The following is a 22482-nucleotide window of genomic DNA, read 5'->3' as shown; positions in this document are numbered from 1 at the left end:
GGAAGAATCAGATCAACACCTTGGCTAATCCGAGGAACGAGAAAAAGCCAATGGCATCGGTAAAGGTGGTCAACACCACGCTGCCAGCCACCGCAGGATCAATAGCCAACCGCTGAAGAATCAGCGGAATAAAAATCCCCCCGATAACACCGGTAATCAACACAATCATCAGCGCTATACCAAACACCGCGCCAAGCATCGGATCGCCAAACCAATACAACGCAATCGCCGCCACCGCCAGCGCCCAGACAATACCATTAAGGAACACCACCGAGGCTTCATGGATAATTAACTGGGCAATATTGGTACGGCCAATCTGATTTAAGGCCAAACCTCGGGTAACGATCGTCAATGTTTGCGAGCCCGCCACGCCGCCCATACTCGCCACCACCGGCATCAACACCGCTAAGGCGATGAGCTGCTCGATGACCGCTTCAAATAAGCCAATCACCCAAGCCGCGACAAAGGCGGTTATCAGATTGATCCCCAACCAATAGCCACGCTTATACGCGCTACTTAAAATCGGCGAAAACATATCGGTGTGATTTTTCAAACCGGCAGAACTCAGCACTTTAGCATCGGCCTGCGCCTGAATCACATCGACCACATCATCGATGGTGATACGCCCGAGCAAACGGTAATTACCATCGACGACGGGGGCAGATAGCAGGTCGCAATCCTGGAATATACGCGCGACCTTCTCTTGGCTAGCATCAACCTGAATCGCCTGAAAACTATCATCGAGAATATCCGCGACCAAAGTGTCCGTGGGCAGCGAAACAATATCACTGAGGGGCAATACACCTAATAGCTTATTGTTTCGGTCAACCACCATTAAGCTATCAAGCTGCTCCGGCATCTCGCCTTCTTTATTTCGTAGCAGGCGCAAATAACGTAACACCGAAAGAATCGACACATCGGCCCTAACAGCGGTGGTATCGGTATCCATCAAACCACCTGCCGTATTATCAGGGTAATGCTTAACGCTGTTATAACGTCGCTTACGCAGCTCATCCATCGCGGCGATCATAGCGTTGATCACCGTACCGGGCAGATCCTCATCAATATCAGCCAATTCATCAGGCTGCAGTAGAAACAAGCTTTCTAATAGCTCATCGTGGGAAGTATTATCGATCAGATACTGACGGATATCGCCGTTAACACTCTTGAGCACACCGGCGCGCTTTTGGACATCCAGCACATCCCAAATCACACTACGTCTTTCAGGGGCGGACCCCTCTATCAATCGGGCCGTTTCACTAGCGCTCACCTCGGCCAGCAGATTATTGAGTGTAACCTCATCCTCTCGCTCGATCGCTGTGTGAATCTGATCAATACGTAGACTTGTCTGAGACATGCATAGCACTCCTGATATTAAACGAACTGAACGTCATGACTGCTCGATAGTTCCGCTATCGACACCGCTAACAACGGTATAACGTTCAGGCTGCTAACTTATCAGTTTCTGGCACCATCGAACATAGTATTAGTTCAGCCGTTGTGCCGAGTAGCTCGACAAGCAGATCGCCCGACCGTGATCATGTACTTCCACCAGCGCTTTATGCAGACTCTTAACCGCCGCATCATAATCACTTTCTTGAATCACAAACTGCATATCCACCTGACGCATCGACTGATGAATCGCCAATACACTGATATCACCCTCAGCGATGGCCGACACCGCTTTCGCCAAAATGCCCGGCACTTCCATATCACTGCCAATCGCCGACACGATAGCGACCTTTTTGTGATCTAACTCTGCATCGGAGAAACGCTCAGCTAGGGCGGCACGAATACGCTTAACCGTCTTCAAGTTAGTCGCCAAGTAGTGCGTAATGGTGTTAGCATTCACATCTTTCGAGACAATCTGCGCCCGAAAACGCTTAATCAACGCCAAGATCTCACGATCATAATCTTCAAGACTGCCCGCCATATCTTGATCAAACAGCTCCAGTGCGTACACACCACGACAACCGGCAATAATCTCGACCCGAGGCGTATCACTGACATAGTCACCGGTAATTAGGGTGCCCGTATGCTCTGGCTCGAAGGTATTTTTCACGCGTAACGGCACATTGTGCTGACGCAACCCTTTCGCCGCTTTCGGGTGGATCGCTTCCATACCCAGGTTGGCTAACTGATCAGCCACATCATAGTTGGTGCGACCAATAGGCACGGCGTTATCTTCACCCACGAGACGCGGATCAGCGCTGCTCAGATGGAACTCTTTATGAATAACGGCTTCCCGTGCCTCTGTCAGCACTGCCAGACGACTAAAGATCATCTCACTGTAGCCCCGGTCAAAGGAGGACATCAGACCATCCTGACTATGGGCATAACCGGTGACGACCGGTAATTGCGTCTGCAGATCGATATGCTTAAAAGCAGAACAGATTCGATCATCGAGGGACATATGACGATCAGTATCCCAGCCGGTCAAATCGATATAGCAGGCATTAACACCATCTCGCTTTAACAGCTCAACCATATTCCAAGCGCTGTGAGCTTCACCAATACTGGCAAGCATCTCCCGCACAGTAGTCAGGTGAGCATCCAGTGCGAAATGGCCATGCATACACAGGCTGTGCAGATCCGTCAGACACTTTTGCGCATCCTGTAATCGCTCATCAATAAAGTTATTGGCGCGAATCAGCGCATCACCTTTACCAAACAGCTGCAGGTTGTGGTCATACATTTCACATTTCAATTGCTCTAATGCCAGTAACCAACTGCGATCTTCGATGCTACTGGCAAACAAGCCGTAGACACCTGGCTGACCACTGCGCTTATGTTCCAGCAATTTGTCGGTGATACCACCGTAAGCGGAGACAACAAACACTCGCTGATAGAGACTGTCGGGATTAGAAGGTTTAAAAATAATATTATCGCGTACCGACACATAATCTGACATCGATGTGCCGCCGATTTTTTCTATAGTATGCATAACTCTCAGAATTTTAGATAAATAGAAGGTCACCCTAGCCTGCACCTCACGTCACCTTAAACGGGTAACGCAAGTTGCAGAGACCGGCTAGTTAGCCAATGGCACAATATGCTGACGGCTACAAATATATTCCGGCCGAGCCGGCTGATGGCAAAATGGTTCGCCCACCCGGTTAGTCAACGCGTTATATACAAAAAACACATTAGAACGGGGTGCTGGCGTAATATTGCCATTGGAACCGTGCAGCACATTACAATCAAACACAATCACACTGCCCGGCTTACATTTCGCAGTAACGATGGAGCCGCGGCCGATCAACTGCTTTAGCTGATCATCCGAGGGCACGCCATACTCCTGCTTTTTCAACGAGGCTTTGAAATGATCATCAGGTGTTTCACCGGCGCAGGCGGCAAACTGGCGATGGGATCCCGGCACCAACATCAGCGGACCATTGAAATCAAAGTTCTCGGTCAGCGTGATCGACATACTCAGCGCCCGCATCCGAGGCATCCCATCCTCAACATGCCAGGTTTCAAAATCAGAGTGCCAATAAAACTCTTTACCGCGAAATCCCGGCTTGTAGTTCAATCGAGACTGATGGATATACACCTCATCGTTAAGAATATAACGGGCTAGTTCAGCCAAACGAGGGTCAGCCGCCAACTTTTTAAACAAGGCGCTGCGCGCATGTATCCGAAAGATCGAGCGTACTTCACCGCTTCCGGGCTCAGTGATGGTTTCCCCTGAGGCTTTAGCACCGGTGGTTAAGCGCTCCATCTCCTGCTGAAACATCCGTATTTCAACATCCGAGAATAGATCATCAAGCACCACGAAGCCATCCTTAGCATAGGCGTCTATCTGTTCTCGATCGATTGGCGCCGGGCGGTCATTTGGAGCATACACCGTAGGCTCATGCCGTGGGGTAAACTGATGCACTCCTTGGCGAGACGGGTAAAGGTCCTCGAACGACTGCGAGGCTAACATACTCTCTCCTCCAGTTTTCATGCTGTAACAGTGTCAGCATCCAGTTCGTAGGCTCCTTCTGCGTTATGCACTTCTTTACCGTTGAGCGGCGGATTAAACACACAGGCCATTTTCATCTCTTCGAAAGCACGTAAAATATGCTTATCATGTTTATCCAGCACATACAGTGTGCCCGCTTTAATCGGATAGACTTTGCCATCGGCTAGAGTTTCAATCTCCCCTTCTCCTGAGACGCAATACACCGATTCCAGATGGTTCTGATAATGCATACCAAAATCAGCCCCTTTGTAGATGGTGGTAATATGAAATGAAAACCCCATATTGTCGTCTTTCAGCAGCATCCGCGTACTTTCCCAATTGCCATCCGGCGATACTATGCGGCGATTGCTCTGTTCTGCTGCAGCTAAATCACGAACGATCATATTATTCCCTTTTTATTCAATTATGGTAAGTGTGTTGCAGGCTTCAAGACCGGGCGCAACTCGCGCCCTCACACAGTGCTTTTCGCCAGCAACCAATGGCGCGTCTAATCCACGCCGAGTGCATCAATCCATCAAACCCGACTTAGCTTGCCAGCACGATAGGATCGAAATACTTTTTTTGCTTCGGTATACGGTCTTCTGTGGCGCATACTTCACGAATCGCGCTCTCAAGAATATCAATACCCGTTGCCAGGTTTTCCATGGTGATAATCAACGGGCAGAGCAATTTAACAACCTGATCATCGGCACCGCTGGTTTCAATCATCAAACCATTCTTGAACGCGATGGTGGTAATTTTGTCTGCCAGTTCACCGTTCACACAGCTAATGCCCTGAAACATACCGCGGCCACGGGTGGTAAAGTTGCCATTACCATAGGCTTCAACAATGCTCTCCAGCCGCTGTGAAATATAACGGCCTTTCTCCTTCACCTCTTTTGAGAAAGTATCATCGGACCAATAACTGTTGATCGCCGCCGTCGCCGTGATGAAGGCAAAGTTGTTACCTCGGAATGTGCCGTTGTGCTCACCCGGCTTCCACAAATCCAGCTCTGGGCGGAACAAAACGACAGCGAACGGTAAACCATAGCCGCCCAACGATTTCGACAGCGTGACGATATCCGGTTTAATACCGGCCTCTTCAAAACTGAAGTAAGTACCGGTGCGACCACAGCCCGCCTGAATATCATCAACAATCAGCAGCACATCATGTTTTTTACAAACTTGGTCTAGGTTTCTTAACCATTCAAAACTAGCAGCGTTAATACCACCTTCACCCTGCACCGTTTCGACAATAACCGCCGCCGGCTTATCGATACCGCTACTGGAATCGCTCAATACTTTATCTAGATATACGGTGGTATCGATATCATCGCCAAGATAGCCGTCATAGGGCATCCGGCTCACACCACTTAAGCTGACGCCTGCGGCGCCCCGGTGATGAGAGTTGCCGGTTGCGGCCAGCGCACCCATCGTCACGCCATGGAAACCATTGGTGAAGCTGATAATGTTTTCACGGCCAGTCAGGTTACGTGCCAATTTCAGTGCCGCCTCTACCGCATTCGTTCCGGTTGGCCCGGTAAACTGCATGACATAATCTAAGTTGCGCGGCTTCAGAATTTTCTCGTTAAACGCTTCGAGAAATTCGCCTTTTGCTTTGGTATGCAGGTCTAAACCATGGGTGATACCATCGCTATGGATATATTCCAGCAACTTTTCTTTAAACAGCGGGTTGTTGTGACCGTAGTTCAGCGTACCGGCACCGGCGAGAAAATCGAGATAGCGATTGCCATCTTCATCATAGAGGAATTCGGCTTGCGCCTTGTTAAAAATACGCGGGAACGAACGAGCATAGGACTGAACTTCAGATTCAATCTGTTCAAAAATTTTCATAACAGTACTCTTAGTTATTTAAAACTTAATTAGTCAAAAAAGGAATTTATATCGCTATACGAAGGATTAGCGCGGTAGAGGGCCGATACGTGCCAAGAACTCGGAATCGTGCTTATCGTTGAAATGATCGCTGCGATCAAACATCAGAGAACGCTCAAGTGGCGCGCCACAATCATCTGCTAGTCGGTTAAAGAGCGCCCAAGAAGCACTATTATCAGCCGTAATGGTAGTCTCTAGGTGGGTGACAGAGACAGAGGTTTTACGTGCCAGCAGCGCCTGAAGCATATTACTTGCAAGGCCTATTCCACGGGCTTTTGGTGCGATAGCAACCTGCCAGATAAAGAGCACTGAAGGGTCTTTCGGTTGCTGATATCCACTCACGAAACCGACGACTTCACCCTTACTTTCAGCCAACACAGAGGTGTCTGAAAAATGGCTACATTGCAGCAGGTTACAGTAACAGGAGTTGCTATCTAATTCGGGTATATGACTAATGAGAGTATTAACGGAGTCGCCGTCGGCAGCCCCAGGTTTGCGTAAGATTACGCTTGCAATATCCATTGATCCTCAAATATTTAGAATTACTTTTATTTAGCTTTACAATTTACTTTTACATTATAAAACATACTGAAAACAGATAAACAACGCTATTTTTATGAAAAACGCACCATAAGAAGCCAAAAAACACACTGATTTCGTAATATTTGCGCCAATATAACACAAACAAAACAAAAACATTAATTAGATATGCTAATTATATTTACTTTCACACTCATAATCCGCCTAAACCCATAGATTATAGGAGTGGATATCCGTAGAATAGCCAACCAAAATTGACATGAGATAAGCCATGGAAAACAGCCAGAAGGCACTGGTATTGCTGCGTCAGATTATCCGCTCGACCGACATGCAAGATAAAGAGATCAGCCGCGGCACCGGGGTGACACCACCACAGTTGATGGTCATGCAAACACTCCGTGAGAACACCCAGCTCACCAGCGGCGAACTCGCCAAAGAGATGGTGTTAACTCAGGCCACCATCACCAGCATTCTTGATCGTTTGGAAAAAAAAGAATTGGTTGCCCGCGAACGAGGCAAAGATGACAAACGTAAAGTATGGGTTAGCCTAACCGATAAAGGCACTGAACTCATGAAAGGTGCGCCGACCACGCAGCAGGATATTTTTGTCAGAAATTTCGAGGATATGCAGAACTGGGAACAATCGATGGTGGTGGCAAGCCTCGAGCGGATCGCCTTTATGCTCAACGCACAACACCTAGATGCCGCGCCGCTACTGGATATCGGCGAGCTTGACCGTACCCAGCAGGAATATGCCAAAAAATGACGACACCCGGTCGGCGTCGTCCTATAAAATCAGTGAATAATCGGCTCGCCAGCATCATTCCCCGGCAACAATGGATGACCACTGCTATCGGTGCCTAACGCCCCCTGCTCTACCGCCAACTCAAGCAGCTGAGAAACCACCATCTGAGTGATATGCGCACTGATAATCATACCCGCCGGTGGATCGCCCTCAAACAAGACCTCATCGACCATGCCATCACCACGCAACCCCAGCAACAGAGGGTTCTCTTGTATTAATGGAGCAATATCATCTGGGGCAAACAGCGAGTATTCCGAAGCCACCTGCAGCGCCAAGTTATACGCATTATGTGGAGCACTACTCAACAACTGGGCATAGGCCGATTCGGCACGAGTCATCACACCGGTCAATAGACTCTCACCCGGTTTAACCAAATTTTCACGGGCAGTATCTGAAGTACTGTAATCCACTTCCGTTACCTCTGGCTCTGGCAACGATAACTCTTCAGCATCAAGCTGTAGTCGCCCATCATCACCTAACCCTAGCCAACCATTCTCTAGCGCTATATCAATCAACCCTTCCATCATCGCCGCCGCGATATTGGCGCTGATTATCATGCCAACACTGGGATTTTCACGCTCACTCTCACTGACCACCAACACCCCTCGACGGGCTGCCAGCAGCGTTGGATCTTCAGCTACGACACGCGCCAATTCATCAGCATTAAGATAGAGCCGCTCATGACAGATTTTTTCCGCCGTGGTATAGGGGTAACGCCCACCCCCTGTCTCCATCAAATCAAGATAGTCAGCTCTTACCTGTGATATCAGCGTTGTTAATAACTGGCTCATATTTATCTCCATAATGCCGCAGCCCACAGCATCATTTAATATTAGTCGATCAACTCGCAAAGAAGCTAATCCTTCATCTATACTGAATTGGCTGCCCGCAAACAGGCCAGTAAACACTCTATTAAAGCGCCCCATATCTTGATATATAGGATATATACCCTAACCTAGCCCAATAATAACGGGAGCGATTTATATCAGCCTAATGTTTAACGCTTGTCAGCCGAAGCTATAAAAAGAGGCAGGACTCCTTACAACAGGCCCGGACTCCATACCTCTACGGATAAAAATAAGAAGAGGATGCATTATGTCTAGCTGGATACTCTGGAACAACGCGGCGGATGAAGATGACGAAGAAGGGAGCATCTACATACTATCGGATAACTAACACCACCGATTCAATGATAGATTAGCCCGATAGGGCTAATCTGATGACGCCGCTGATCAAAACAGCTGCGCAATGCCGATAAAGGCTGCAGCGCATAATCAATCGGGTCAACAGGCAAATCATACCAGTCCAGGGTTGAAACCCGGGTCATAAGATCGTATTCGCCGATCAAAGCATCCAGATAGATCATCACCGCTTCAATACGCGGCTCCATATCCAACGTGACTGGCAGGTCCTGCATATAAATATCCAGATGATAACGCCCGGATTCAACCCGAAAGCCAAACCAGAATTCATCTAATTGAAACTGCTCATCGCCAAAATTAACCGTCGCAGGCACGGGATCATAGCGATTATTAAACGCTACAAAACTGACACCACCGATATCCGGCGCCGCCCCCACCAAGGTCAGCACCGAGCTGATTGATTCAGGATAGCCATCACAGCCGAACACCATCTCAACATTACCTTCCCCCTCTTCACGCTCAAAATGAAAGGTTAGATTCGCATCGATGTTTCTGAGGCTTTTACTGTATTCCAGCAACAAGGATTCATTTTCAAACTGACTTTCCGATTCACTGATTAACAGCCGTTCGATTGTCTGCTCTACCTGCTGCCAGAAACTCTGAATTTTTTTACTTGCTTCAATCATGTACGCGGTACAACCACTCCGGTTTGACCCTGATACTTACCATCACGATCTTTATATGAGGTTTCACACACTTCATCCGCCCCTAAGAACAACATCTGAGCCACGCCTTCGTTGGCATAGATCCTAGCCGGCAGAGGCGTGGTATTAGAGAATTCAAGGGTCACATGACCTTCCCACTCAGGCTCTAACGGCGTGACATTGACAATAATACCGCAGCGGGCATAGGTGCTTTTACCCAGACAAATAGTCAATACATCCCGAGGAATCCGAAAATACTCAACCGTGCGCGCTAACGCAAAGGAGTTCGGCGGGATAATACAAACATCTGATTGGACATCAACAAAGCTCCCATCATCGAAATTTTTCGGATCGACAATAGAGGAGTTGATATTAGTGAAAATCTTAAATTCATCGGCACAACGAACATCATAACCATAACTAGACGTGCCATAAGAGATCAGTCGTTCATCACCGCGGCGACGTACCTGACCCGGCTCAAAAGGCTCGATCATGCGCTGTTCCAAAGACCTACGACGAATCCAGCTGTCAGATTTGATACCCATCTTTTCAGTTCCAGTTGTATGTTAATTGTGCGGCCGCACATAATATCGTTTTTGCTCAAAAAAAACCGCACTTTTACAAAAAAAATGCGGTTGGCCGGTAGCCTACACGCCATCCAATACGACGGCGTCAGCTGGCTATATATTAGTCCTGATTGATCGAGATATTCGGCATCGCCTGTTGTGCACCACTGCGTGCCTTCAACGCCTCAACAACCTGACGCGCCGTCGCACGATAAATCTGAGACTCAGCGCCCTGAGGGTCTGCCACCAACGTAGGAACACCACCATCAACTGCTTCGCGAATCGACATTTTAAGCGGTAACTGTCCCAACAAGGGTGCATCATAAGTTCGCGACAACTCTTCACCGCCGCCGCTGCCAAAAATAGCTTCGGTATGGCCACACTGGCTACAGATATGCACACTCATATTTTCAACAATACCCAATACTGGGATATCAACCTTACGGAACATTTCGATCCCTTTACGAGCATCCAACAACGCAATATCTTGTGGTGTCGTGACGATCACTGCTCCGCTCACCGGCACTTTCTGTGACAGAGTCAGTTGAATATCACCCGTACCCGGTGGCATATCAACAAACAGATAATCCAGATCACTCCACTCGGTCTGCGTTAGCAACTGTTGCAAGGCACCGCTGGCCATCGGCCCACGCCAAACCATCGGCTGTGTCTCATCAATCAGAAACGCAATAGACATCACTTCCACACCGTGTGCGATCAACGGTTTCATCGCTTTTTCACCGACCGGTTCAGGCCGTGTGCCCGGCGGTACACCTAACATCGTCCCCATACTCGGACCGTAAATATCCGCATCCAGCACACCGACACGATAACCTTCAGCCGCCATCGCCAGCGCCAAATTAACCGTTGTAGTCGACTTACCAACACCGCCTTTACCTGATGCAACCGCCACTATATTTTTTACATTCTGCATTAGAAATACCCCAAACAGCGGTCGTACCGATTACCGCTCAATAATAACCAACCAATTTAGTAGGAATTATGCCTTAAAGTAGCCCATAACTCCAATGATGCTAGAAGTTCTCGTTGATGGTAGAAAGCGATTTTATCCCTTGCAATGATGAAGGTCACACCATGTGGATGCAGACAATTACTCATAACATCGAAGCGGGGTTTTATCACCATTACGATGCCGATAGCTTCCGGGGAAAGCCAGCGAGGGCGCTGTAGCACAGCCAAAACGATTCACATTAAACCACGCTGTCATTATGGGTAGTAAACAGCTGATTTATCATGAATTTAGCCATCAGCAACAGATTTGTCATTGATTAATGACTATAGTTAAAGCCATCACCAACCAATTGTTGGTCGGGCATGTGTTGAGGCGACACCTATAAAATGAGAAAACCGTAGATGAAGTCTGTTCCATTACGCTGGTTGATCGTCACCCCGTTCGTCGTGCTTGCATTGATATCGGGTATAACGATGTACTTTGTATCCACCGTCACTATTTCAAATATTGCCACCAGTGTCGGCGCCCAATATATCAAAGAGGTCGAAAACCGAATTTATGATCGCGTTCAAGACTTCATGGCACCGTTAAGCGGTATTGTCGAGCTTAACCTCAACGCCTTTTCTCACCGCCCAGAACTGCTTGATGACCTAACCCAGATTGCCGATCGGTTTTACGAACAAGCCACGCCTTACAATCAGATGACCTTTATCTCCACGGCAACCGCCGATGGCCGCTACCTGGCCTCGGCACAAGACCCGACCATCAGCGGCAAGCACAATATCGCCGCCAACTTCATTAACAAACCACTGACAATGGAAGGTTTTGAGTACGATCCAGTCAACTTTATTGGCCCGAAGATACTGTCCGATGCTACCTTTAGTTACGACCCACGGGGAAGACCTTTTTATAAGGACGCCATAAAAGAAAATAAAATGACCTGGAGTGATATTCATCCTTATTATGGTTATCCAACCCTCGGCATCGGCTTATCTGCGCCCATATATGATCAGCAGGGCACCCTTTTAGGGGTAACAGCGACAAGCATCGCGTTAATTGAACTCGATAAATACCTTGAATCGCTCGAACTAGTCGAAGGGGCTTACCTCTTTTTAGCCGAAGAGGATGGTGCGTTAATCGCCACCTCAGAACAGGGCGAGTTGTATCGCAAAGCAGATGGAGTTACCCACCGTGTTAACCTCAACAATCATCCGAACACAACCTTACAGTTGGCGAGCCAAACCTTAACCCCAGGCACTCACAAATTCAGCGATAACGGACAGGAATATTTATATTTCGTCCGCTCGATTTCGCTCAAGTATGGTAAAAACTGGCTCATCGGGATTCTCATCCCTAGCGCTTATCATAAGAGTTTATTAACGGACTACACTCAAAGTACGATTATCATTACCTTGGCACTGTTTATCTGCATAGGCTTACTCGGCTCACTGATCGCTTGGTATATCGGCAAACCGATACAGGTGCTCAATCAAGCCGCTAACAGCAAGAATATAAAAAGTATTCAGCTGTTACCTCATCCTCTGAGTCACGTGAGTGAGATCAACTCCCTCAGCCAAGGACTCAGTTCAATGGCCGATACCCTTTCCGACATCATGCAAAACCTAGAGAAAAAAGTGGCGGAAAGAACATCTGTTTTACAGGACGAAAATGATTCTCTACTCGAGAACTCGCTAACCGATGAATTAACACAGCTATACAACAGACGAGGGTTTAACCAGATATTGGAACTCGCCTTGAACAAAGCTCAACAATCCCACCAGCAAATCACCTTTGTCTTATGTGATATTGACCACTTTAAGCGCATTAACGATGAGTTTGGCCACACCGCCGGTGATATTGCCTTAGTGGCCGTTGCCACAAACCTAAGAAATAACACACGAGCATCTGTCGATATTGTTGCCCGCTACGGCGGTGAAGAGTTCATCATGGTATTCATTAATACCGATGTTACTCAGGTCATGAGCCGGCTCAACAGTATCCAAGAGAACTTCAAGACCCACCCAGTAATTAAGAACCAGCACATCACTATGAGCTTTGGCGTAGTACATGTAGATGCAGGTTCATCGTTGTCTGCAGATGATCTGATTGAACAAGCCGACAGAAAACTCTATCAAGCCAAAAATAGTGGTCGGAACAAGATAATCAGCTGATAGTTAGCCCTTGCCTACTCGCTAATAACGCCTGCCGCCGCCAAACTTAACTAGGCCCAAAGCCTCAGCAGAAGGTTTTTTATTAACCCATAGCGCGCCGCTAAAGGCCGGTGTTTTTTATAGATAAGATACACCGTTTCATTGACGGGTGATGCCAGCGCTGCCAATTGAATTTGCTCGGGATAAGGAAAAGCCTTTACCGAAGACCGAGGCAAAACCGAAAAACCTAACCCCTGCGACACCGGCAGCAAAATCTGACTGAGCTGATTAATATAGCCCGATGTCGCGATCTTTTCGATGCCTTGATATAACTCAGGAAAGTTCGCCTGCAACACTTGTGTGGCGTAATGCTGCCCGTCGGGATGATCAATAAACCCCAACTGCAGCAATGTCTCCCAATTAGCATCAACCCCTACAGGCAGCACTAAGCAAAGCGAGTCCTCACCCAGCACCTGCTGCTCTAATGTGGGTTCAGCAATTAATTGCGTCACAATGCCAATATCTGAACGATTTTTTTGAATACGTTCAATAATGGCCGTATTAGGTGCCGCCTCAATATTCACAGTAATGGCCGGATATTGCTTTTGTAACTCAAGTAACTGAGGGTAAAGCTGCATGGCCATAGAACCCGAACAAGCGACCTTGCACGCCCCTCGATACTGGTCATCATTAGCCAGTGCACTCACTAATTCAGCCTCGGCATCCGCCTGCTGTAAGCCAAACTGATACAAGCGCTCCCCCGCCGGCGTTAGCTCAAATGTTTTGCCATAACGATTCAACAATGGCTTATCCAGCGCGGTTTCAAGTTTTTTAATATGCTGGCTCACCCCTGGTTGAGTCATATGCAACATTTGTGCGGTGCGGGTGAAATGCTTAGTTTGAACCAGACTCATGAAGGTACGTAGAAAAACGGGATTAATCATAATATAAAGTTATTAAAATAATCATAAATGATAATTTTATATTAATCGCATGGTTTTATACACTCTTTCTATACCCACTCTCCCCCCAAGCCACATCAACCGCGTTGGAGCGAATACCATGCAAGATTCACCCACTAACACACCTAACGCCTACCCGCGTACTTTTTCCCATATAGGTATTTCAGTCCCTGACCTAGAGGCGGCTGTCAAATTCTATACCGAGGTACTCGGCTGGTATCTCATTATGGAACCGACACTGATCGTCGAAGATGACAGTCCCATTGGTGAGATGTGCACCGATGTCTTTGGAGCCAACTGGGAATCATTCAGAATTGCCCACCTATCAACCGGTGATCGCATCGGGGTTGAGCTGTTCCAATTTAAAAACCAGCAAAACCCTGAAGATAATTTTGAATACTGGAAAACCGGCGTATTTCACTTCTGCGTGCAAGACCCTGACGTTGAAGGCCTAGCAGACAAAATTGTCGCCGCCGGTGGCAAAAAACGCATGGCAAAACCACGTTATTACTACCCCGGTGAAAAGCCTTACCGGATGATCTATATGGAAGACCCGTTCGGCAATATTCTAGAAATTTACAGCCATAGTTACGAACTGCACTATGCCTCAGGTGCCTACAACTAATCCCTAATCCAAACATCCTTACGACAACAGCGGCAGCGATAACGCTGACTCAGTTCATCGCTGCCGCTTTGCTTCAATAATGACTGTCAATTTATCACCAGAAAATAGTGTTTAACCCCCAACGCGATTAGATAAAGGATCTAATATTCACCCGCCGTTATACAGCTGTATTTTGACATACCGCTAGCGCTATAAACCTCACCCTATATCACGATAACGCTGATCTGTAGACAACCTGACCGCCTACCTAACGTGGCACTCTCCCGTGTATTGAAAAAGTAATTCATGTGAACGGTGAAGTACTAGTAGCGGTGAACGATTCGCTTGCTTGATGCTAACCATTGAACCCTAGCCCCAACCACTGAAATAACAGCTGTGCATCGCTACTATTTTCTCGATAACACCACTCGAAAAATGGCATACTAATCCGTGCCCACATCAGCCAATATTTAGCTTATTAACGCATCCAGACTTGCTGTACTAGCAGCACTATCGCTAACAATAAGACTTTTGAACCAAAAAGAATTCATTATGACGACCTACTTTATCCAAGCCGCTATCTATCTCTTAGTTGCAGTCATCTGTGTGCCACTCGCCAAAAGACTGGGGTTAGGTTCGGTGCTCGGTTACCTCATCGCTGGTGTCATCATCGGCCCCATTACCGGATTAGTCGGCGACGAAACAACCACTATTCAGCATTTCGCTGAGTTTGGTGTCGTAATGATGCTCTTTGTTGTGGGCCTAGAGCTTTCACCGAAAGCATTATGGAATATGAAAAATCGGCTCATTAGTTTGGGCGGTTTACAAATTAGTTTAACCACCCTCGCGATCACTCTATTGGGGATGGCGTTAGAGTTTCCATGGCAACCCTCACTAGTGGTTGGGCTGATATTCTCGTTGTCATCAACCGCCATTGTAATGCAGAGCTTTGCGGAGAAATCACTCAACAAGACAGATGGTGGCCGGGCCGCATTCTCTATCCTGCTATCTCAAGATATCGCCGTTATCCCGATGCTAGCGGTCATTCCTCTCTTAGCGATCCCGGCCTATTTTGGTATGCCAGAGGTTGCCTCATCAGCCTCAGAGCACAGCAGTATTTCATTGGTTGAGCAGCTATCCGGTTGGCAATATGCCGGCGTTATCGCCTTTGCAATTACCCTAATTATTGTCCTCGGCCATTATATTTCGAAGCCCTTATTTACCTGGGTCGCCAATACCGGGCTACGTGAAATATATACCGCCACCGCATTATTACTGGTTATCGCCATTGCCGCTTTAATGAGTTTGGTTGGTCTGTCACCTGCCCTAGGGACATTTTTAGCCGGGGTCGTGTTAGCTAATAGCGAGTTTCGCCACGAGCTGGAGAGTAATATCCAACCCTTTAAAGGTTTATTGCTGGGGTTGTTTTTCATCACCGTGGGGGCGGGTATTAGCTTCGCCGTTATTGCGGAGAACTTTTGGCTTATCAGCAGCTTAACCCTTGGCGTTATCATCATAAAAGCCGCGGTATTATTGTGCTTAGCGATTATTTTCAGTATTAGAAAAGCAGATGGTTGGTTACTAACGTTAAGCTTGGCACAAGCGGGTGAATTTGGCTTTGTCGTACTCAGTGTGTCATCACAGAGTCAGGCACTCCCTAACGAATGGATCGCCATTCTATCGCCGGTGATCACCCTTTCTATGTTTTTAACCCCGCTACTATTCATCTTATATGACAGGGTTATTACTCCTAAGTATCTAATCAGTCAGCAATCGAAAGAAGCCGATAGTATCGATAAAAAAGGCCAAGTCATCATTGCAGGCATTGGCCGCTTCGGTCAGGTAATCAATCGTTTATTAACGGCCAACGGCTTTGAAACCACGGTTATTGACCAATCGACCACGGTTATTGATCGAGTGAAAAAAATCGGCATGCATGCCTACTATGGTGATGCCACCGACTCTGCACTGCTATACACCGCAGGGCTCGATGAAGCGTCGCTGTTCGTCATAGCCATCGATGACAAAGAGCGTGTTTTACCATTGGTTAAACATGTGAAACAGTTTCACCCAAACCTACCGATCATTGCACGCGCTTACGATCGTGGTCATGCCTATGCCCTCGAAGAGGCCGGCGCAGATCATGTCTTTATTGAATCCTATTTTACAGCCTTAGAAATGAGCAAAACATCATTACAGGTATTAGGCTTTTCACAGAGTACCGCCGAAAAAGCGAAATCCGTGTATTACCAGACCGAGCAACAACATCATAAAGACCTACTAAAAGCGTCCATTGATGCCAAGAAAGAAAGCCATCTGGTTAATAACTATATCGAACTGTTTATCTCACTCGAAAAAGAGATGCAAGCGGCCATGAAAGAGCAGCTTCAGGATAAGTGAAATCTGTTCAGGCCCATCAATTGAACCTGATAGGCCACGTCGATAACAGACGCTATCAAACCATAGACAGGGGGGTGACAATCTTATGCGCTAATGATGACCAACAATCGCCACTGAAGATCCCCTGTCACTTTAATAGCATACCATTCACCAAAACCCTTTACCGCCCTTCATGCTAGAGTCCCCATTTTTAGGGGACAAACTCACGACCTCAATCCACGTAGTCTATTCGTGTCAAGCACAGGTTGATAACGACAATAAGACCCCGCAAACATGCGAAGAGGATTAAGTGATGCAGTATCATCTCAATGGTTTTAAACCCGGCAACCACCAAATTCCCGATGCCGCACGAGAACCCGCCAGCCTAGCACCGATAGTCGATCTACCTAGCGAGGTGGATGTATTAATTGTCGGCTGTGGCCCCGCAGGGTTAGCGTTAGCACGGCAGCTGGCCGCTTTCGGTGATATCAAAACCTGCATCGTTGAACAGAAACCGGGCCCAATGCTCTTTGGCCAAGCCGATGGAATATCCTGCCGAACGATGGAGATTATGGAAGCCTTTAATAGCAGCGAGATGCTGGTTAAAGAAGCTTACCAACTCCATCAAAATGCCTTCTGGGAACCCGACAACGAACAACCCAACCACATAAAGCGTACCCACAAAGTCGCCGATGCCCGACTTGGGCTCTCTGAGTTCACCCATAGCGTTGTTAACCAGGCTCGGCTTCATGACATCTTACTGGAAGGTATGGCGCAATCAGTAACTCATCTCGTGCCCCACTACAACCGCCAACTATTAACGCTCGAAGTCGATTCTGAGCTAACCCAAGACCTTAATGCTTATCCGATTACGGCCAGCTTTGAACGCGTTGACGCCCAGCCTGCCAAGGTCGAAACCATCAGGGCACGCTATGTAGTCGGCTGTGATGGTGCAAGAAGCGCTGTGCGCAAAAATCTGTCGATTGTATTGGAAGGTGATTCCGCCAATAAGGCATGGGGAGTGATGGATGTTTTATTAGTCACCGACTTCCCCGACATCCGGGTGAAGAGCTTTATACAATCGAAAGACAATGGCGCGGTGATGCTGATCCCCCGAGAAGGGGGTTATCTCGTCAGACTCTATGTCGAGCTCGACCTATTGGACAAAGATCAAAGAGCCTCCAATCTAGAACTCAACGTTGATGATATTATCGCCAAGGCGCAACTGATCATGAGCCCTTATAAAGTGGATGTGAAAGAGGTTGCTTGGTGGTCGATCTACGAGGTTGGCCAACGGGTCGCGGACCGGTTTGATAATACCCCGGCAGGTAACCCAGAAGGACTGATTCCCCGTGCCTTTGTTGCCGGTGATGCCTGTCATACCCACAGTCCAAAAGGGGGATGGGGTTTAAATACCTCCCTGCCCGACACCTTTAATCTTGGCTGGAAACTGGCAGCGGTATTGCGTGGCCAAAGTGATGCAAAACTACTGCAGACTTATTCATCAGAGCGCCGGAAAATCGCTCAACATCTGATTGAAGCAGATCGGCAGATGTCAGCGCTGGTAGCAACCCGCCCAAGCGCGCAGAAAGATACCCAAGTGAAAACCAATACAGCTGATATCGAGAAATTTATAGCCCGCCAGAATGGTTTTATTGCCGGCACCTCAATCCAATATAATCCTTCATTTATCTGCAGCGGCACTGAACATCAACACCTCGCAACAGGATTTACGATTGGTCAGCGCTTCCATTCCGCCGAAGCTATACGACTAACCGACGGTCGCCCACAGCACTTAGGTCATCTCAATAAAGCCGATGGTCGCTGGCGTATCTTTATCTTTGGCAATCAACAAAACCCTACCGATAGAGCATCAGACGTCTATCAGTTGGTACAGTTCCTCGAGTCTTCGGTCACCTCGCCGGTTAAAAAATACACCCAAGATAATGCCGATATCGACGCAGTCATTGATGTCTATGGCGTGTTTCAACAACAAGACCTGTCAATTGAAGACCTACCAGATTATCTCTGGCCTACCAAAGGAAAATACGGACTCAGAGATTATGAAAAGGTCTTTCATGCCAAACAAGACAGCGATATTTTTTCTCAACGAGGTATCGACCGCACCAGTGGTTGCATGGTTGTAGTGCGACCCGACCAGCATATTGCGACGATATTACCCCTCAATGCGACTGAAGAGTTGAGTGCATTTTTTGCTGAATTTATGCTGGCATAAAGCAATTTAACCTGACCAAAGCCAAGAAAGATGACAGCGCCTCTAAAAAGAACTCTTTTCGGAGGCGCGATAAACCATCAAGCTTGCATCAGTTGCTCGGCCATTAGACGTGCAGCGGGATAATCCGTTTTACCGCTGCCCAACAGCGGCACCTGATCAACCCGAAAGACCTTGGTCGGCAGCATCAACGGTGCAACCTGACTAACCAAGACTCGGCGGAAAGTGTCAACCTCGATATCCGCATCCACTAACAACACCACCTGCTCGCCTTTACGCTCATCCGGCATATTAATCGCCACCAGCCCCGCATCATCTTGCTCAAGGTGCTTGCGAATCTCAAGTTCGACCGCCCCCAGGCTGACCATCTCGCCACCGAGTTTGGCAAAGCGAGAATAGCGATCAACAATGGTCAAAAAACCATCCTCATCGAGGTGACCCTTATCTCCGCTCTTATACCAACGCAGCCCGTCCAACTCGACAATAACCTCTGCGGTTTTGGTTGGGTTATTAAGGTAGCCCTGCATAATCTGAGTGCCACCGATCAGAATCAGACCATCCTCACCGGTCGGTAACTCCGCCAACGTCTCGGGATCAACAATCCTAAAAGTCGACCCCGGTAACGCCAAGCCTACCGTCCCGGGACGGGTACCCACCTGTAAAAACCAGCCATCGACAGAAAGGTGATCCGGCAAATTAACACTGGCCACCGGGGTTGTCTCCGTCGAACCATAGCCCTCAACCACCGGCACCCGAAAACGTGTTTCAAAGGCTTGCTGCACCGCAGGATCAAGCCGCTCCGCACCAGCAACCGCCACGCGAATAGACTGGAACATCAACGGATGAAGCTTTTTAGTACGGGTATAGAGCCGTAAAAACGTCGAAGTAGCACAGATCATCGTCGCCCGGTATTTAGCCACCCCTTTACCGATATTGTAACCATCGGTTGGATCCGGGTGACACACCACCGGTATCCCTTCAATCAATGGCATAAAGGTAGTGACTGTCAGACCAAATGCGTGGAACAGCGGCAATGTCGCCATAATGCAGTCATCATCACGCACATTCAGCACATCGGCAATCTGACGCAGATTAGCCAAAATATTCCGATGACTCAGCATAACACCCTTCGGCGCGCCCTCACTGCCGGACGAAAACATAATCGCGGCGGTATCTTCAACTCGACGCCCGGCACCTAACCAACCCTGTAGAAAAGAGGTAGGAAGAAAGCTCAGCAACCCCATGGTTAGCAGTGCTTCAGTTTTGCCAATCGCCTCTTTAACCTCTTCCATGTAGATTACCCGACGCCCAGCAAACAGCGGTTCAGGATCGATACCACGGGCCTTCAGCTTAGCCACAAACTTATGTGCCGTCAGAATAGTACTAACCTCAGCCTGCTCCAAGGCAGCCAGTTGAGCCGCCTCACTGGCGGTAAAGTTCAGGTTAACCAGTGTCCGTCCGGCAAATAACCCGGCGAGGTTAGCAATGGCACCGGCACTCGAGGTCGGCAGTAATAATCCCAACCGCTGCCCCGGTGTCTTTTTGAGACGTCGACTAAACAACACCACGGCGGTTAACAAACGTCGATAGCTAAGTGGTTCACCCTGCACATCGGTAATGGCCATATCAGACAACTGCGACTTAGCCGTCTGAATAAAGCTCTGGGGTATCGGTTTCAGGGTCTGGGTATAACGCTCCCATGTATGAATCGATAGTTCTGTGACTTTCTTTTTAACCTCTGAAGCATTACTGCTAACCGGCATCGGCTGACCGTAAGCAACGATCACATCACGCTTCAATCCACCACGGCGAATGGTTTTCATCTTATCGGTAGAGCGAGAAAAGCGACTGCCCCATAAGCCCCGAAGATAAAACGGTACAATGACCCCGTTCGCCCCTTCACAAGCGTGCTCAAAACCCCGCTTAAACTCACCGATCTGACCGGTATAACTGATCGCCCCCTCAGGGAAGAGGCAGACCACATGCCCCGCACTAATCAGGTCTCTGACACTGTTCAATGCTTCGCGGCTTTTGCCCTTAGAGATAGGCACCACTTTATACATCGATAAAAACCATTTCAGATACCAGCGCTCATAGATTGAACGCTCCATCACAAAATGAATATGGCGTGGGCAAGCCATCTGAATCATCGCCCAATCCAACCAACTAATGTGATTGCCCAATAAGAGTACCCCTTGTCCAGAACGGGGCAGGTTCTCAAACCCTAATACCTGCAGGTTATATTTACGCTTAATCAACCCGGCCACCAGCACTCGCACCAATGCTTGCGGTAGCATCCGAATCGCGCAGAGCGCACCGATCACAGCAATAAAGGCCAGCAACCAAAGCAGCCACAAACCATCGATGCCCGCCCAGGCAAATAACACGGTTAAACCGAGAAAACCGAGCATGGCGATATTTTGAATAAAGTTACTGCCCGCTAATACTTTACCGGTTTCTTTTTGACCCGCATTAAATTGAATCAGTGATTGCAGCGGGACATTCAGCAGCGCGCCGCTCAGGCCGATCAGGAAAAAAATACCGCCCTGAGAATAGACCGATGCCGCTTGCGGTAACAACACCAAGCCGGTGGCAATACCTACCGCGCCCAAAGGGATCAGACCAATATTGATATAGTGAGGTGACCAACGACCCGCCAGCACGGAGCCAGCCATAATACCAACGCCCGCTAGCGCCATCGTGCCCTGAATCACAAAGGTGTTATGAATCCCATGATGAGCTTCCGCCACCGCAGGAAACACCGCCAACATCACTTGGCTGACCGACCAAAACAACGAGACACCAACAATAGACAACCAGATAGTGCGATTATGATAGATACCTGAGACATTCTGGCGCAACGTCTTACCAGTACGGTAAGCCTGCCAATCATAATTTAACTGATCATCGGTCTCCCGGGTTTTAGGCAAACGATACGCTAAGAGCAACTCACCGATAGCGCCCAGCACCAACAACCATCCTAACGGGGCGATCTTACGTAAACTCTCTTCAGGCGATAGCTGAAAAGCCCCCTCAACCCGTATCTCAAACAGCAACGAAAACACGGCAATGCCGGAAAGGATAGCCACCATGGTGACCGCCTGAACCCAACCATTCCCTTCGGTAATATTTTCTTCGCCCACCAGTTCGCGGATAAAACCATATTTAGCCGGGGAGTAAAAAGCGCTTTGCAGCGCCAACACAAAGGTCAACGCAAAGGCGGATAAAAACCAACCTTGAAAATAACAGAGCGTTATTAGCAGCGTGGCACCGACCGCCGCCCAAGCGGAAAATCTCATCACCCGATTTTTAGGGTATTTATCGGCCAAAAACCCCGCCGGGGTGAACAGCATAATAAAGGGGAGCAAAATCAAACCATTAACCACAGCGGTCAAGACAATCTGTAGATCACCGTCATACGCTTTAAACAACGTATTTTGAATAATGATTTTATGCCCAAGATCGACAAACGCATTGATAAAGGCAATGGCAATAAATGCCAGAAAACCATTGATACGAAGAAGTGCTGACATCCTACTCTCCTTGACAGAACGAAGCAGTGACGGACCATACCGATGCGATGAC

The 22482-nt window shown here is 48.1% G+C and carries 17 protein-coding genes; 5 read left to right on the top strand and 12 right to left on the bottom strand.

Annotated features, from left to right (window positions below):
* Positions 1-7: 7 nt before the first annotated feature.
* From mgtE to ectA, 6 genes are all read right to left on the bottom strand, one after another.
* Complete coding sequence (gene mgtE, locus ACN0T0_RS00255) at positions 8-1357, bottom strand: magnesium transporter (protein WP_417221896.1); 1350 nt, start codon at positions 1355-1357, stop codon at positions 8-10.
* Positions 1358-1486: 129 nt separating this feature from the next.
* Entirely contained in the window at positions 1487-2944 is a 1458-nt protein-coding gene (locus ACN0T0_RS00250) for an aspartate kinase (RefSeq protein WP_417221894.1), read from the bottom strand.
* 87 nt (positions 2945-3031) lie between these two features.
* The gene (gene thpD, locus ACN0T0_RS00245) at positions 3032-3928 is read right to left on the bottom strand and encodes an ectoine hydroxylase (protein ID WP_417221893.1); all 897 of its coding nucleotides are present in this window, start codon (positions 3926-3928) and stop codon (positions 3032-3034) included.
* Between the two features lie 17 nt (positions 3929-3945).
* Positions 3946-4350 (bottom strand): ectoine synthase, encoded by a 405-nt coding sequence (locus ACN0T0_RS00240; protein ID WP_417221892.1) that lies wholly within the window; start codon positions 4348-4350, stop codon positions 3946-3948.
* A gap of 142 nt (positions 4351-4492) precedes the next feature.
* The gene (gene ectB / locus ACN0T0_RS00235) at positions 4493-5800 is read right to left on the bottom strand and encodes a diaminobutyrate--2-oxoglutarate transaminase (protein WP_417221891.1); all 1308 of its coding nucleotides are present in this window, start codon (positions 5798-5800) and stop codon (positions 4493-4495) included.
* Positions 5801-5866: 66 nt separating this feature from the next.
* Positions 5867-6361 (bottom strand): diaminobutyrate acetyltransferase, encoded by a 495-nt coding sequence (gene ectA / locus ACN0T0_RS00230; protein ID WP_417221890.1) that lies wholly within the window; start codon positions 6359-6361, stop codon positions 5867-5869.
* Positions 6362-6650: 289 nt separating this feature from the next.
* Here ectA and ACN0T0_RS00225 point away from each other — a divergent pair, with 289 nt between their 5' ends.
* Positions 6651-7145 (top strand): MarR family winged helix-turn-helix transcriptional regulator, encoded by a 495-nt coding sequence (locus ACN0T0_RS00225; RefSeq protein ID WP_417221889.1) that lies wholly within the window; start codon positions 6651-6653, stop codon positions 7143-7145.
* Positions 7146-7174: 29 nt separating this feature from the next.
* Here the strand turns inward: ACN0T0_RS00225 and ACN0T0_RS00220 are convergent, their stop codons facing one another.
* From ACN0T0_RS00220 to apbC, 4 genes are all read right to left on the bottom strand, one after another.
* Positions 7175-7975, bottom strand: coding sequence for a hypothetical protein (locus ACN0T0_RS00220; protein ID WP_417221887.1), 801 nt, complete (start codon positions 7973-7975; stop codon positions 7175-7177).
* Positions 7976-8370: 395 nt separating this feature from the next.
* Positions 8371-9012, bottom strand: a complete 642-nt coding sequence (locus tag ACN0T0_RS00215) for a hypothetical protein (protein ID WP_417221885.1) — start codon at positions 9010-9012, stop codon at positions 8371-8373.
* Positions 9009-9575, bottom strand: a complete 567-nt coding sequence (dcd, locus tag ACN0T0_RS00210) for a dCTP deaminase (RefSeq protein WP_417221884.1) — start codon at positions 9573-9575, stop codon at positions 9009-9011. The genes ACN0T0_RS00215 and dcd overlap by 4 nt, the downstream gene beginning before the upstream one ends.
* A gap of 142 nt (positions 9576-9717) precedes the next feature.
* A complete protein-coding gene (apbC, locus tag ACN0T0_RS00205; protein ID WP_417221883.1) occupies positions 9718-10530 on the bottom strand; it encodes an iron-sulfur cluster carrier protein ApbC in 813 nt (270 codons plus the stop codon).
* A 440-nt stretch (positions 10531-10970) separates the two neighbouring features.
* Between apbC and ACN0T0_RS00200 the strand changes: the two genes are divergently transcribed.
* Positions 10971-12740, top strand: a complete 1770-nt coding sequence (locus ACN0T0_RS00200) for a diguanylate cyclase (RefSeq protein ID WP_417221882.1) — start codon at positions 10971-10973, stop codon at positions 12738-12740.
* 50 nt (positions 12741-12790) lie between these two features.
* Here the strand turns inward: ACN0T0_RS00200 and ACN0T0_RS00195 are convergent, their stop codons facing one another.
* Positions 12791-13633: a LysR family transcriptional regulator gene (locus ACN0T0_RS00195; protein ID WP_417221881.1), complete on the bottom strand. Its 843-nt coding sequence runs from the start codon at positions 13631-13633 to the stop codon at positions 12791-12793.
* Between the two features lie 148 nt (positions 13634-13781).
* Here ACN0T0_RS00195 and ACN0T0_RS00190 point away from each other — a divergent pair, with 148 nt between their 5' ends.
* From ACN0T0_RS00190 to ACN0T0_RS00180, 3 genes are all read left to right on the top strand, one after another.
* Positions 13782-14306, top strand: a complete 525-nt coding sequence (locus ACN0T0_RS00190; protein ID WP_417221880.1) for a lactoylglutathione lyase family protein — start codon at positions 13782-13784, stop codon at positions 14304-14306.
* Between the two features lie 531 nt (positions 14307-14837).
* Positions 14838-16685 carry a monovalent cation:proton antiporter-2 (CPA2) family protein gene (locus ACN0T0_RS00185; RefSeq protein WP_417221879.1) on the top strand — a complete coding sequence of 616 codons (1848 nt, stop codon included), beginning with the start codon at positions 14838-14840 and terminating at the stop codon, positions 16683-16685.
* Between the two features lie 292 nt (positions 16686-16977).
* On the top strand, positions 16978-18900 hold the full coding sequence (locus ACN0T0_RS00180) for an FAD-dependent monooxygenase (RefSeq protein WP_417221878.1): 1923 nt from the start codon (positions 16978-16980) through the stop codon (positions 18898-18900).
* A gap of 77 nt (positions 18901-18977) precedes the next feature.
* Here the strand turns inward: ACN0T0_RS00180 and ACN0T0_RS00175 are convergent, their stop codons facing one another.
* The gene (locus tag ACN0T0_RS00175) at positions 18978-22430 is read right to left on the bottom strand and encodes an acyl-[ACP]--phospholipid O-acyltransferase (protein WP_417221877.1); all 3453 of its coding nucleotides are present in this window, start codon (positions 22428-22430) and stop codon (positions 18978-18980) included.
* Positions 22431-22482: the final 52 nt, after the last annotated feature.

Origin of the sequence: Amphritea sp. (assembly GCF_048266285.1) — a bacterium.
In the GTDB taxonomy this organism is placed as follows: domain Bacteria; phylum Pseudomonadota; class Gammaproteobacteria; order Pseudomonadales; family Balneatricaceae; genus Amphritea.
This window is presented reverse-complemented; position numbering and strand designations above follow the sequence as displayed.